The 13865-nt window shown below is 58.8% G+C and carries 12 protein-coding genes; 3 read left to right on the forward strand and 9 right to left on the reverse strand.

Annotated elements, in window-relative coordinates; all coding sequences use genetic code 11:
* Window positions 1-126: 126 nt before the first annotated feature.
* Window positions 127-651: a GFA family protein gene (locus JMY28_RS34480; protein WP_201700359.1), complete on the forward strand. Its 525-nt coding sequence runs from the start codon at window positions 127-129 to the stop codon at window positions 649-651.
* 216 nt (window positions 652-867) lie between these two features.
* Window positions 868-2016: an acyltransferase family protein gene (locus tag JMY28_RS34485; RefSeq protein ID WP_201700360.1), complete on the forward strand. Its 1149-nt coding sequence runs from the start codon at window positions 868-870 to the stop codon at window positions 2014-2016.
* 68 nt (window positions 2017-2084) lie between these two features.
* Here JMY28_RS34485 and JMY28_RS34490 read toward each other — a convergent pair whose 3' ends face one another.
* Genes JMY28_RS34490 through JMY28_RS34530 form a run of 9 tightly spaced genes read right to left on the reverse strand, consistent with a single transcriptional unit; the run spans window position 2085 to window position 12650 of the window.
* Window positions 2085-3485: a glycosyltransferase family 4 protein gene (locus JMY28_RS34490; RefSeq protein WP_201700361.1), complete on the reverse strand. Its 1401-nt coding sequence runs from the start codon at window positions 3483-3485 to the stop codon at window positions 2085-2087.
* The gene (gene wecB / locus JMY28_RS34495) at window positions 3473-4627 is read right to left on the reverse strand and encodes a non-hydrolyzing UDP-N-acetylglucosamine 2-epimerase (RefSeq protein WP_201700362.1); all 1155 of its coding nucleotides are present in this window, start codon (window positions 4625-4627) and stop codon (window positions 3473-3475) included. Before wecB ends, JMY28_RS34490 begins: the two co-directional genes overlap by 13 nt.
* Window positions 4614-5525 (reverse strand): dTDP-4-dehydrorhamnose reductase family protein, encoded by a 912-nt coding sequence (locus JMY28_RS34500; RefSeq protein WP_201700363.1) that lies wholly within the window; start codon window positions 5523-5525, stop codon window positions 4614-4616. The genes wecB and JMY28_RS34500 overlap by 14 nt, the downstream gene beginning before the upstream one ends.
* Before the next feature lie 3 nt (window positions 5526-5528).
* Window positions 5529-6563 (reverse strand): polysaccharide biosynthesis protein, encoded by a 1035-nt coding sequence (locus JMY28_RS34505; protein ID WP_201700378.1) that lies wholly within the window; start codon window positions 6561-6563, stop codon window positions 5529-5531.
* Window positions 6564-6570: 7 nt separating this feature from the next.
* Window positions 6571-7734, reverse strand: a complete 1164-nt coding sequence (locus tag JMY28_RS34510; RefSeq protein WP_201700364.1) for a glycosyltransferase — start codon at window positions 7732-7734, stop codon at window positions 6571-6573.
* Window positions 7731-8690, reverse strand: a complete 960-nt coding sequence (locus JMY28_RS34515) for an NAD-dependent epimerase/dehydratase family protein (protein ID WP_201700365.1) — start codon at window positions 8688-8690, stop codon at window positions 7731-7733. Before JMY28_RS34515 ends, JMY28_RS34510 begins: the two co-directional genes overlap by 4 nt.
* A 2-nt stretch (window positions 8691-8692) precedes the next feature.
* Window positions 8693-10243 (reverse strand): hypothetical protein, encoded by a 1551-nt coding sequence (locus tag JMY28_RS34520; RefSeq protein ID WP_201700366.1) that lies wholly within the window; start codon window positions 10241-10243, stop codon window positions 8693-8695.
* Entirely contained in the window at window positions 10240-11184 is a 945-nt protein-coding gene (locus JMY28_RS34525; RefSeq protein ID WP_201700367.1) for a glycosyltransferase, read from the reverse strand. The genes JMY28_RS34520 and JMY28_RS34525 overlap by 4 nt, the downstream gene beginning before the upstream one ends.
* Complete coding sequence (locus JMY28_RS34530; protein ID WP_328809867.1) at window positions 11181-12650, reverse strand: lipopolysaccharide biosynthesis protein; 1470 nt, start codon at window positions 12648-12650, stop codon at window positions 11181-11183. The genes JMY28_RS34525 and JMY28_RS34530 overlap by 4 nt, the downstream gene beginning before the upstream one ends.
* Window positions 12651-13201: 551 nt before the next feature.
* Here JMY28_RS34530 and JMY28_RS34535 point away from each other — a divergent pair.
* Window positions 13202-13624, forward strand: a complete 423-nt coding sequence (locus tag JMY28_RS34535) for a hypothetical protein (RefSeq protein ID WP_201700369.1) — start codon at window positions 13202-13204, stop codon at window positions 13622-13624.
* Window positions 13625-13865: the final 241 nt, after the last annotated feature.

Genomic DNA, 13865 nt, shown 5'->3' on the forward strand with positions numbered 1-13865 from the left:
TGAGCGGGTGGAAATGCCCGCATGAAGACCTGTGGGCCAACGGATTTGAAAGGTAGGGGTGCGAAACTGAGGGCAGGCAGCAGGGATGCCCATGCCGGTGTTGCCATGCCTGCCGGGAGATTCTAAGTGACTGGCGCGCCTGACTATCCCATCGAAGGCGGTTGCGACTGCAGGTTCATTCGCTATCGCCTGCTTTCTTCGCCGCTTTTCGTTCATTGTTGCCATTGCCGCTGGTGCCAGCGCGAGACCGGTGCGTCGTTCGCACTCAACGCGATGATCGAAGGCGACCAGGTCGAATTGCTGAGCGGCAACCTTGCCTGGGTCGATACGCCTTCCGAAAGCGGACGCGGGCAGCAGATCGGGCGCTCCCCGAAGTGTTCGGTGGCGCTCTGGAGTCATTACGCCGGCGCTGGGCCGCTCATTGCATTCGTTCGGGTCGGCACGCTGGATAATCCAGATCTGTTGCCGCCCAATATCCATATCTTTACTGTTTCGAAGCAGCCGTGGGTGGTGTTGCCGGAGTCGACGCCTGCGGTGCCGGTTTATTACGATCGGAAGCAGTATTGGCCGCCGGCGAGTTTGGCGAGGCGCGAGGCGTTGCTGCCGCGTATCGAGGCGTGGGTTGCTTCGCAGCGAGATGGGATGAGTTGAGAAATTTTTGCACTGACTTCGGGAAGGGCCTGATTCAAGTCGGCACCCTCGTGGTGCGCGCTGTCACTCGGCTCGTTGCGGCGCTGGAACGTGAGGGCGACGCTGAGGCATAATAGAGGGATAAGGTCAATTAGAAAGCGTCGTCGCCCGGTGCGAGCTGCTCAAAGCAGGTCACACTCCCAGACCTCGCAGCTTAACGAGCAAGACGAAAAGAGCATGTTGTTTGCAAAAATACAAATCCTGTTTTATGTCACGTCATTTGCACTGGCTGTATTGATTATTTTGCCATTCGGCAGGATTTTTAAAATACAGGAAGAGAGCCGCAAATATGAATTTCTCGATGGTCTCCGGGGAGTTCTTGCCATTGCAGTCAGCACATGTCACATTAATCAACATCTACTCGTTTTCTTTGGCTTCACTCAATTGCCAGAGGTTGCGAACAGGATCGGCGCCTTGGCGGTCCAGGTTTTTTTCGCCATAACCGCATTTTTATTCACAAGGCGGGCGCTGAGTGGAAAGCTGGATTTCCGGTCGTTCTACATACAACGGATTCGAAGAATCATGCCGCTGTACCTGTTTGCGTCGGCGGCTACCATCTTCTTTTGCCTGTACTATTCTCCTTATCCGTCTGAGGCCTTTGGCAAGCTGACTTCGCAGTCGCTTAACATAGTGTTATATGGAACGCTTGGAGGCATTAAAGATATCGAGGTGCAAGGGTACAACGCGTTACCGTTGATTGGCGTTGCCTGGTCGCTTCCTTATGAATGGCGATTCTATATCAGTCTACCAGTGCTCTTTTTTATATGCAGGCGCTCCAGAGTCGCTTGCGGTCTGGCAATGGTGACAATCCTTTCGCTCGGCACCTATGCCTTCGCCGAATCGCCGGAAGTGATCTGGCCATTTTTTGCTCCGGGTGTCATCGTGGCCCTGCTCGCGGAGAGAACGCCTGTGCTTTCGAAGCCGTGGAAAGTCGCCTTTTGCGCCATTGCGGTAATTCTGGTCATCCTGGAGGCAAACACGGATGGTTACTACACGTACTGGCATCTGCTGATGTCGTTCGGAATTTTCTATTGCATATTTTTTGCCGGCCCCCGCATTTTGACCTCGCAACCGCTGAAAATGCTCGGTCAGGTCAGTTTTAGCATTTATATGCTGCATTATCTTGTTATGACACCCGCTCTGGAGAACTTCTACCGATATCACGGTCCGTCCCTGAGCTCGCCGGCAAAATTTTCAATCGCCGTTTTGATAAACATCGCCGTGATTCCGCTCGCTTGTATCAGCTACAAGCTGATTGAAATTCCGGGAGCAAGAATCAGGAGAAAGACGGCCAATACCGACGATCGTCTAGCTTTGTCGAATTGACAACACGCTGTAGCCTGGGCGAGACCAGTGACAAACACGACACCCTGATGAGCGTCCTGTTTGTCACGTCACTGCACCGGCATCTCTTCTTCTAGCTGACCTGGTTGACTGGGGGCGACTAACGGGTCAATGGCGCTGGGTGTGTCCTTCTGCGAAAGCCAGGGCGCGGCTGGCGCGACTTGAGCCCCGGTGCTCGCGGCGTCCTGCATGGGCAGGGCGGCAACACCATGTTGTTTGCGAAAAAGCTTTCGGTTGTGCGGCGTAACAGTTCGAAGCAACGTCTCGATCCGGTCGACCAGCATCGGGAATTCAAATTCCTGACGGCAGTACGCCTTTCCCGCGTGCCCCATCTCTGCCCGTTGCTGAGGTGCCATGCCGACGAGCGCAACGACGGCGTCGGCCAGTCCGCGGCTGTCGCCCGCGGGGCACGTGAATCCGGCGCGCGCTTCGAGAATCACGCGCGCGCCTTCTCCGTCAAGCATGCCGACAATGGGAACGCCTGCTGCGAGATACGATTGCACCTTGCTCGGGATCGTCATGGCGAACAGCGGATCACGTTTGAGCGACACCAGCAGCGCGTTGGCCTCGCGATGAAAGCGGGGCATCACTTCGGATGGAAAGGCACCCAGCAGACGGACTCGTGACTTGAGCCCTCGCGTTTCGATTGCGTCACGAATCCAGCCCGCCTGTCGGCCGTCGCCGACCAGACACCACTCGATATCATCGCGCTCACGCAGAAGTTCGACTGCTTCGAGGACGGCCGGAAAGTCTTGCGCTTCGCCCAAGTTGCCAAGATAAAAAATCTTGAACGTGTTGGTCCTGGCGACCGGCCCTGCAGGCAGCGCGACTGGCTTGGTCCGCTGCGTCTCTGCCCAGTTCGGCAGGTAGCTCAGTGGTAACCGAGCGGGCGCCTGCTCACGCAGTCGCGGCATCATGGCCCGAGACTGGGCGAGAAGATGATCCGTATGAGCGTAGAACCACCGCATCCACCGGTCCACGAATCGCAGAAGAAAGCGCGAACGTACAACGCCCACAGCTTCCAGGGTGTCCGGCCAGAGATCCTGGACCCAGAATAGCGTGGGGGCGCGCTTGATGCGGCGAAGGATGACAGCCGGAAATCCGATGGTCGCGGGAGACAGTTGATAGACGAGGATGCGGTCGAATGCGCGTCCGCGCAGCTTCCAGATGCCCAGCACCGACGCGCTTGCCGCGAACGACAAGTAGTTGAGTATCAACCGGATTGCTCCAGTTCCGCGAGGAACCAGAGGAACCCGAATGATTTCGACGCCATTGAAGCGGCTGAAAGCAGCCGGATCATGGCGATAATCGTCGTAGACTGCGCCGCCGGGATAGTTGGGCAGGCCAGTGAGTACCGTAACCTGGTGTCCGCGTTCGACGAGCTCTTGCGCCAGTTCATTGACGCGGAAATTTTCTGGCCAGAAATATTGGCTGAGGATCAGGATTCGCATAACGGATCGACAGTGCTCTTGTGCCAGACCGTCCGGTTAACGTAGTCGGTATAGCTGAGGATGATGCGCAGCACCTTGTCTGACACATTCTCCGGCGAGTAGTCCGCGACGAGCCGCAACTGCCGCACGTCGCCGCGCTGCTGCTTATCGAGAATCTCGAGTCCCTGCAGCACGCGTTCGACCGAAAGCCCGACCATCATCACGGCGCCTTCTTCGACGCCTTCGGGTCGCTCGTGTGCTTCCCGCAGGTTCAGGGCGGGGAAGTTCAGTAGCGACGATTCCTCGGTGATTGTGCCGCTATCGGACAGCACCGCGCGCGCATCGGACTGAAGTCGCACGTAGTCGATGAAACCCAACGGCTTCATCAGACGCACGCCCGGGCCGAACGTGAGGCCCAGCGCTTCGATGCGTTTGCGCGTGCGCGGATGGGTCGACACGATCACCGGAAATCCGGTATCCGCCGCGATCCGCGTCAGAAGATCAGCGAGATTTCGCAAGCGGATGGGCGAATCGACATTCTCTTCGCGATGCGCGCTGACGACGTAGAACTGATTCGGCTTCAAATCGAGCTGATCGACAATCGTCGAAGCTTCAATTTTTGGCTGATAGAACTTGAGCACTTCTCGCAGCGGGCTACCGGTCTTGATGACACGGTCGGGTGGCAGCCCTTCGCGTAGCAGGTACTCCCGCGCGATGTCGCTGTACGTGAGGTTGATATCCGATATGTGATCGACGATCTTGCGATTGATCTCTTCCGGAACGCGTTGATCGAAGCTACGGTTACCGGACTCCATATGAAAGATAGGAATCTTGCGACGCTTCGCCGAGATCGCGGCGAGGCTGCTGTTGGTATCGCCCAGTATCAATACCGCGTCGGGCGCTTCGGCCTCGAGTACCTCGTCGATCGCGGTGATAACCTGGCCGATGGTCGCCGCAGGGGAAGGGCGCGCCGCATCGAGAAAATAATCTGGCTTGCGGACTTCGAGTTCGTTGAAAAAGACTTCGTTGAGCTCGTAGTCGTAATTTTGCCCGGTATGGACGATACGATGGTCGAAATGCTCATCGAGCCGTGCCATGACTCTCGACAACCGGATGATCTCCGGCCGCGTGCCGAGGATGGTCATTACCTTAAGCCGTTTCATTGGTGCTCCTCAGCGGCTGTCTGAAATCCGCGTAACCTTGCAGATAGTCCTCGTGCATATCTGCGACGAGTGTTTCCCATACGGGTGGGCGATAACCGCTAATGTCGCGCAGTCGCGTCGAGTCGAGCGAGCGATCGATCTTCGGCGTGTCGGTCTGCATGATCGGCACGTCATGGCCGTAAGCCTCGGCGACGAGCCTCAGCAGTCGATCCTTGTCTATCGCGTTGACGCTCAGGTGGAAGAGCCCCTGCAAGTCACGGCGCGGCAAAATGAACATCTTCAACACGCGAGCGACTTCTACCGTTGGCAGTCCAGAAAATATTGCGCTCGTAAAGCCGCGAACCATCCCCGTTTGCGACAGGAACCAGTCAACGAGACTGACTCTGCTAGTCAGTTCGTGTCCGATCAGCGAGGTGCGCAATGTCAGGTGGCCGTCGTAGTCAACCTCACCTAGACGTTTTGTGCGTCCGTAGAGATCGTCGGCATCGCAGCTGTCGGATTCACGATACGAGCCCTGCGTTCCGGCGAACACACAGTCGGTGGAAATGTGAATCAGGCGGCTGCCACTCAGGCTGCACTGCGCGGCAAGCTGATGCGGAAACAACGCGTTGATCGCAATGGCCGCGGCGGGGCGATGTGCTTGTTCGAGTTGCTTGATCAGGCCGATGCAGTTGATAACCACGTCCGGCTTCAGACGCTCGATCAACGCGAAGAGTCCCTGTGGGTCGGTTGCGTCGATGCCGGTATGGAGCCGTACACCGGGTGGTGTTGGATAACCGCCAGGCAGAGCGGCGCCTCGCAACGTACCGTGCACCTCGAAGTCGCCGTTTGCCGGCAGATGCCGCAACAGTGTGTAGCCGAGCATGCCGCTTGCTCCGGCAACGAGAACAATCGGCATGCCTTAGACCTCCAGTTCCTGAGGGAGGTCGTTCAAGACTGACTGCACATAAGGCAGCTTGAGCAGCATCGCTTTGGTTTGCTCGATATCCAGTTGACGCGTGTTGTCGGAGTTGTAGTCGTCCGCCTGCGTGATGAGCGTTTCGCCTTCCTCAAAGAACTTCGCGTAGTTCAGATCGCGAGTATCCGGCCGGATTCGGTAGTAGCGACCGAGATCCTGAGATTGCGCCATTTCCTCCCGGCTCAAGAGCGCTTCGCTGCGCTTTTCGCCATGCCGTGTGCCGATCGTGATGATCGGATGATCCGGAACGTCGAAGAGTTCGCACAAAGCACGCGCCAGCGTACCGATCGACGCGGCGGGCGCCTTTTGCACGAAGATGTCGCCATTCGTGCCGCGATCGAACGCGTACATCACCAGTTCCACGGCTTCCTCGAGCGTCATCATGAAGCGCGTCATCAATGGATCGGTAAGCGTGAGTGGCCTGCCTGCACGAATTTGCTCGATAAACAGCGGAATCACCGAACCACGCGATGCCATCACGTTTCCGTAACGGGTCGTGCAAACCACGGTGTTCGAGTTGTCGAGCGTGCGGGCTTTCGCCAGCACAACTTTTTCCATCAGGGCTTTCGAAATGCCCATCGCGCTCACCGGATAGACAGCCTTATCCGTGCTGAGCGCGACAACCCGGCTGACGTTGCAGGCGAGCGCCGCGTTGAGCATACATTCGGTGCCCATCACGTTGGTCTTGACCGCTTCCATGGGATAAAACTCGCAAGACGGTACCTGCTTGAGCGCCGCTGCGTGAAAGACATAGTCGACATTGCGCATCGCACCGAGCATGCTCTGGTAGTCACGCACGTCGCCCAGATAGAACTTCAGTTTCGAACTCGAATAACGCAGACGCATGTCGTTCTGCTTCTTCTCGTCCCGGCTGAAGATTCGAATCTCCGCCAGATCACTGTCCAGAAAGCGGCTCAATACCGCGTTGCCGAACGACCCCGTTCCGCCGGTAATCAATAAGGTCTTATCTTTAAACATGCTTTTTTTAATGTTCCTGAGTAGATCGGCCTGGAAGCGCACCGTCCAGCAGCCGTGCATAGAGCGCGACGCATTCGCGGATCAGGCTGTCCCACGTATAGTTATGTACAACGAATTGCTGCAACCTTGCTCCCATTACAGGGAGCGTCTCGGACGTACTGAGCAGCTCGTCCAGCGCGACGGCCAGCGCGCTGGCATTGGCCGCTACTACTCTGCCGCCGTCTATCCGCTCGACGTCATCGAATCCGCACTGATCGGTCAGCAGTGCTGGCGTACCGACAAGCCCGGCTTCAAGGACGACGAGCGACATCATTTCCTGGCGCGACGGAATCACGAGCAGGTCGCTCGCCTGGAGCAGTTCGAACTTCTCACGTACCTCCAGGTGGCCGGTGAACTGAATGCGTTCTTGCAGCCCCAGTTTGGCGATTCGTTTAGCCAGCGAATCGCCGAGCCCTGCATCGGGTCCGGCGAGCAGTAGCCGCGCGTGCGGGTGACGCGCGGCGAGTGCGCCGAAGGCCTCGACTAGCAGATCGGGGCCCTTGATGACGTTCAGGCGGCCGAGGAACAGCAGAAGCGGCGCATTCCCGATGCCATATCGTGTGCGTGCGCGCTGCGCATCGAGGCCATCGGGCACCTGAGTTGAAACGCCGTTGGCAAGCAACGCGATGCGCTCGTCGCCCACACCGTACGCGTGAAAATGCGCACGCTCCAGTTCGACGATCGCCATGCAGCAGGCCGCGTGGCGCACGAGGCGATTGCCGCAGATACGGTTATAGAGGCGTTTGATGAGTGCCGAACGGCCGTAGACAGGCAGTGATCCGGCGGGACAATAGACGTACGGTTTCTTGTAGTACCTTGCGAGCGTCCCCACGAGTGCGCCAAGCCAGCTCCAGTGCCCGGTGATATGAACGATGTCGGCCCGGCGAATCATCGTGGCGATCTTGAGGGGCGATACGAGCGGCACGAAGAAGCGTTTGCTCAAGCTGCGCGGCAGCAGCGTGTCGAATCCGCGTAATTCCGCCCGTCTGCGCTCGCCGAGTGCCGTGGAGGTTGCGATCAGCGCACACTGCACACCCGCGGCTCGCAACGCCAATGCCATCTGGAACGTACGCTCTGCCGTTCCACCTCCGAGCGCTGGATCGATCGCGTCGCACACAAGGAGTACGTTCATTCCCGTTCACCCGCACTGTCGCCGTACCCGCGCGCGAAACGTTGCACCGCTTCGCGGAAGTCAACGCCGCTGCGAATGCCGAAAGCGCGCAACTTGCTTTCATCGAAATGCAACGAAGGCTCACTCTGCGACCGGCCTGCTGCGCGCAACCCCAGGTTCAGCAGGCTGCTGGGCAACGCTGCGGAGCGCTCGGGTAACGGTTTGCCCATTGCCTCGCCGAGCAGGGCATCGACGGCCTGGTAGTGATTGTCTGCATGATCGTCGCAGGCAACGAGATAAGTCTGGCCGGCGAGTTCGTGTGTCGAAGCGAGCAGCTGCATGATGGCCCGCACCATATCTTCAACGGGTAGCAGATGCATGCGCCGACGTCCGTGAATGAAGCGCAGCAGGTGGCGTTTCCATGGCGGACCGTATGCGATGGTTTGCGTGAGCTTGCGCAGATTCCGCGAATTCGGTCCAAACACAGCAGTGGGACGCAGTACCGCGAAATCGATCCGGCCGGCGAGCCCTTTGGTGAGGCGTTGTTCTATCAGCCACTTGCGTCGCTCGTAGTCACTCGCGGGGCAACATGGCGTAGTTTCGTCGACGCGTTTAGCCGGTGTCGTGCCGACCACCGTTGCCGTGCTGACGTGTATGAAGCGCAGAACCGATGCGGTGCAGCAGGCATCCACGAGTTGGTCGCAGAGCGCTTCGGCAGCGGCGTCCGTGGACGTTTCAGGGTGCGCGAGATTGATCAGGTAGTCGAGCCCGTCGAGAAACCCAGACAGACTTCGAGCGTCGCCGAGATCGCCGATGAAAGCGTCGACGTTAGCGCCTGGGGGAAACGCATCGGGACCCGTGCTCTCGCGACTCAGCACGCGCACACGGGTTCCCGGACGTTCCAGTAACGTGGCGACAAGGTGGCGACCGATGAAGCCGCGGGCTCCCGTCACCCCCACCGTCAGTCCTGCTTGCATGCTCACTTCGTACCCACCTCGCGGAACCCGCGCAGGAGCAGGCCGAGGAGGAAGATGGCGACACTGCTCATAACGACGAAGATCGCTCCGAGGCGAGGGAAGCTCATCTGGCAGATGGAATTGGCCAGCAGAACGCTGAGGAAGGCCGCAAGCAGAGGGCTGCGTGTGCTCCACATGGCCAGCGCTTCGACTCCCACGACCAGCCCGGTGAGGGCAAACATCCCTACCAGGACGACAAGCAGTGAGCCGCTATAGAACAGTACTGCCGGCGCACCGGGCAAGGTGAGATACGTGAAATCTGGCTGAAACTGGTATTGCGTGTGGGAAAGTCTTTGATAGAGGGCTTTAACACCCAGGGCAGGATCTTCTTTCAGGCCGCGTACGAACAGCGCGATGCTTTGCTCGTGCGACGCGGAGAGTGCGAGCATGGCCTCCAGCCCGATCCATCGGTCGACGCTCAGCAGCATGACCTGTCGAACCATATGTGGTGCGTCCATCTGAAGCTTTTGCTGAGCGACCGGTGGGACTGATGCCTGTGGCGCAACCGCGGAAACGGGAGTGGTCACACTGGCTACAGGCGCCGGCGGCAACGCGGGTTGCTCCGTGCGAGCGACAGCGACTGCCGGCGCTTGCGGTACTTCATAGACCTGCAGCCGCACGGCGGAGACCAGCGTCAGGCTCGCCACGAATGCCAGGGCCAGCGTAAGCGGCAGCCGCCAGCTCCACCGCTGCCAAAGCACCGAGATGCGTACTGGCTGTCCGTCGACGCAGGCGAGCAACAGCGTGGCAATGATGAACAGCATGCTTGCACGACTGGCCAGCGAGACCGACATCGCGATGCCTAGCGCGCACAGGCTCAGAACCAGTGGCCAGGTGTATCGCGGCCTGCGCTGCGACTCCCAGTCGGCAAATAGCATGAAGATGAGACCAATTCCGCAATAGGCTGCCCAAGCGGACACCGCGTTCAATTTGAATGGGAGCAGGTGGCGGGGGTTGACCCCGGTTTGATAAAACGCCCAATGGAAATTGCAGGCGTACAAAGCAAGCGATAACGCGAGTAGAAGGGTCCAGGCGCGCAAAGGCGCACGCGCATACCAGCGCGGTTGCAAACTTGCAACCGGTAGGGCCACGGCCGCCTGGCGTACTCGCAGCAGATGCAGCAAACGGAACAGCGCAGCGCCGAGCGCTGCGCTCGCCGCTGCAGCCAACGCACGATCCCATTGGGCAGGAGTCGCGGCGAAGTCACCTATCGGCTCAATGAACGGGTATTGAAAAATCTGGTGAACAACGAATTTGGCCCAGAAGCCGAGGAAGAGGAACGCCGCGAGGAACGTATACGCAAACACGCGCGGACGCGGGAACGCCAGTCCGAGCATGAGCGCACAGCTCAAATGAAACATGAGCAGCGTAAGCAGACTGCCGGAGAAGGCGAACAGCGTGACGATGACAAGTAGCAACCATGCGCCGACGGCGCACCCCGCCAGCCACTTGCCACGCGATGACATGGCGCCGGCAGCCGCGGAAACGGCCGGAATTTGCAAAGCACTCTTCAAAGCGACTTCCTTCTTCTGCCAATTAGATTCATTCGAAGCTGCCTGATGTAGTGAAGCGGGCGCCCCACCAGGCCATTCGCCAACAATGCCAGGCTGGCTAGATGGAGCAGCACAGTGGGGTTGAGCCGGATTGCCCGGCAAATGCACACCGCGCCGCGAACAAAGCGCTGCGCACGCAGATGCAGCCGCGCCATCAGGATCAGTGCTTGTGCTTCGGCACGCGGGCGCGCGACGCGCAGTGCCTCCGGAACGTCAGGGCGCGCGAAATAGCGCTGCATGACATAGGTGTATTCGGCGGTGCGAGCCTCGCTGGATACCGCGAATGACTGCGAGCCTTCATGAACGCGGAAGCTTGCGAGCAGCTTCCGGACCTGAAGCGCAGATCCGAACAGCCCAAGCCGCATCAGAAACTCGTAGTCGGGGATCTGGCGAAGCAGTGCATCCCAGCCACCGGCACGGCGATAGACGTCCCGGCGAAACAGCGCTCCGGGGCCGACGGGGCAAACGCATTTAAGGACAATGTCCTCATAGTTGAACGCAGGCGCCTCGACGGCCCGCAAACGACGCGACTTTTGATCGATCAGCCAGTAGTCGGGATACACGAGAACGTGCTCAGGAGACCTTTCGAACGCCCTAACCAGTTCTGCGACTGCAGTGGGTTCCAGCAGGTCGTCGGCGCCGAGATAGCCGAGCAGTTCACCTTCGGCCATGTCCCAGCCGCGATTGAGCGTGACCGATTGCCCCTGATTGGCTTGCTGGATCAACGTGCAGCGGTCCGCATAGGGGGCCAGCAACTGCCAGGATGCGTCGGTCGAGCCGTCATCGATTACGATCAACTGCAGGTTCGAATAGGTCTGCGCGAGCAGGGATTCGACGGTCTCAACCACATGTTCGGCACCGTTGAAAACCGGTACCACCAGTGTGACTCGGGGCAGTGTCATTGCAATGCCCTCATGGCAGTAAACGGGCGCAACAAGAGTCGTAACGGCGCGTGAGTCCAGATACCGAGTGCGGTCTTGACCCGCACCCACATAGCGACACTTTGCAGGCAAAGAGAGAGAGCCGCGGCGCATGCCACGCCGATCGCACCGAACGGCTTCACCACCACCAAAGCCAGTCCGATCATCAGCGCACCGGCCGCCGCGGTGTACCACATCATTTCCTTCTGATGCCCGGTCATCATCAGCGTATAGCCGGCGCTGCCGCAGAGAATGTTGGCCAACTGTCCGAGCGAGAGGATCAACAGCAACGGCATCGCTGCTCCGTAGCCGGCACCGTAGAAGAGATGCAGGATGGGCCTACCCCAGATCATGAACGCCATAATCGCAAACAGGGCGGGGGCCGCTGCGAGCGCCGCCGCGCCGCGCAAGTGCTGCTGCAGGCGAGCGTGTTCGCCCAGCGTGTGACGCGTGGCTATCACCGGCATCAGCGCGCTGTTCAATACGAGGAGCGGCAGCGTGAGGAACTGGGTAAGGCGAGTAGCGGCCCCGTAGAGCGCGACTTGCGCACTGGCGGACTCGCTATGGAGGATCCACAGATCGGCTTGCATCAGCATTGCGAGCATCAGGTTCGTCAGCCACAAAGGCAGCGAAGTGGCCGCGAGCCGGCGCCATTGCAGAACCGGAGCGCCTTCCAGCGAACGCGTGGCGCGCCACATCAGCACGGCGGCCAATGCCGCCCCGACAAGCGCGCCAATTGCGACGATGGCGAGGACGAGCATCAGTGTCGGCGTCACAAACAGGCGGCTGACTGCGAGCAGAACGAGGGTGATCATGCTTGCCAGAACGCCACTGAAAATCGAGGCTCGCAGGATCATCTGCATCCCGCGAAACAGTTCGGCAAATACGGTCTGGAAGGCCAGGGCAAGAGTCCAGAGCAGAAGCACCCCTGCCAGCGCCGGGGTGCTTGCCTGAAACAGATGTCGCTCCAGTGCTGCCAGACCCCAGTCCGAGATGAACAACAAGCCGAGCAGTGTTCCCGAGCCTGCCACGGTAAGGAGCGCCGCGAGTATGACCCCTTTGGTCAACGCGGAATTTTTTAGCGCTTGCGCTTCCGCAACGAGACGAACAACTGAAAAGTTGAGACCACAACCAATGATTGTTGCGCCAATTGACACAACACTAAGCATGACGAAGTATTCGCCGACCGCGTCGCGGCTCAGCATGCGGGTCAACATGGCAGTCAGCATCAACCCCGAAAGCGAGGCGAGCAGTCGCATGAGCAATGTGATTCCGCTTCCGGTCAGCAGGGTGCTGCGGAGAATGGGCATCCGAAGGATGTGCGACGGCCAGTGAGCTATCGACTTTACAGATTTCCTCAACATGAAACCGGAGTTGCATGCAGCTTGGTCGGTAGGCTCGGTATGGCACACAAGGTCAAATACGCTGGACGTCGCCTGCTGGAACATGAGCGCCGTTTGCCGGCGGACTTTTTTGAGATCCGCGAGTTTAGCATCATATTTCCATTTATGTAAGTAAATGTAAGTTCTTTGGTAGAGGCGTCGATCGGTCAGAGATCTTGCGCGATGAGGTTGTCCAGATATTGGGCTTTTGGTGAGCAGCTGAAACCATTCAGCGTTCGTGCACCTGCGCCGCGTCGGTCAAGGCCTCTGCCGGCAAACGCAAGATGCCTATGCGGTCGGCATAGCGGCGTACTGCTTGCATGTGCAACGGCCCAGTCAAACAGACTATGATGACCGCTGTCGGTGAACCGCCTCCGCGCACGTGCACTCGCGGGCCTGCGGGCGGTCGTTGGCACACGCACACACGCGCACCACGATCACGCCATGCGGCAGCCGACGTGGGCATGGCGGGAACGCCAGTGCAATCACGACTTCCTAACCGCACCATAGTACGTTCGACGTAAAGTCCGCCGCGAGCGTCATCGCGGCCCATAAGCGGCGCGCGTGATCGTGCCGCCGTTGCTGTTGTCACTTCAATTACAAAGGCAGAAGTGGACATGAGCGAAAAATCGAAAAGAATCTCCGGCAGAACGTTCTTCCAGTACGAGGATGAGGATACCGTCTACACCTACAGCAGCCTCAACGAGATCGTCCTGACCAATGACAACACGAAGAAGTCGGACAATCTCGTCTATCTCCATCCCAACAAGCACAACAAGATCTTCGCGGACGCAATAGCGCTCTATGGCAATCTGACCGTCAATGCAAATTACTCGTTGACTCTCTTTGCACGGGAGATCCGATGCCCCGTCAGAAGAAAGACGATCATCCGCGCAAGTGGCAGGCATGGGACTGCCCTGGCGGAGAACTGGCTGGAAGCACCGCCGGCAAACGTTCGGCCGCACGCCAGGGCATCAGTCGTGCCTCGGCGACTGCCTCGATCGCCTTCAGGCGGTCCAGCTCGCGCATGCTCATCGTGATCATCCCGGTACAGGCCATTGGCGGCTCCACGCATCGGTGAAAAGCGCGCCAGCGTGTACCTCAAATCGGACCGGGGTACGACATCTGTACTTTGCCCAAGTACGACACTACTACTTTGCTGCTACAATTAATGTCATGGCCAGATAGAGATGTCTGGTCTCCGGCTCAATAGAAATGTCCGGTTTTAGAGAGGTTTGCTTCTGTCTTTCCCGGGTTTGATCTCCATTCCGTGTTGAAGGA

This window comes from Paraburkholderia hiiakae (assembly GCF_904848665.1).
GTDB lineage: Bacteria > Pseudomonadota > Gammaproteobacteria > Burkholderiales > Burkholderiaceae > Paraburkholderia > Paraburkholderia hiiakae.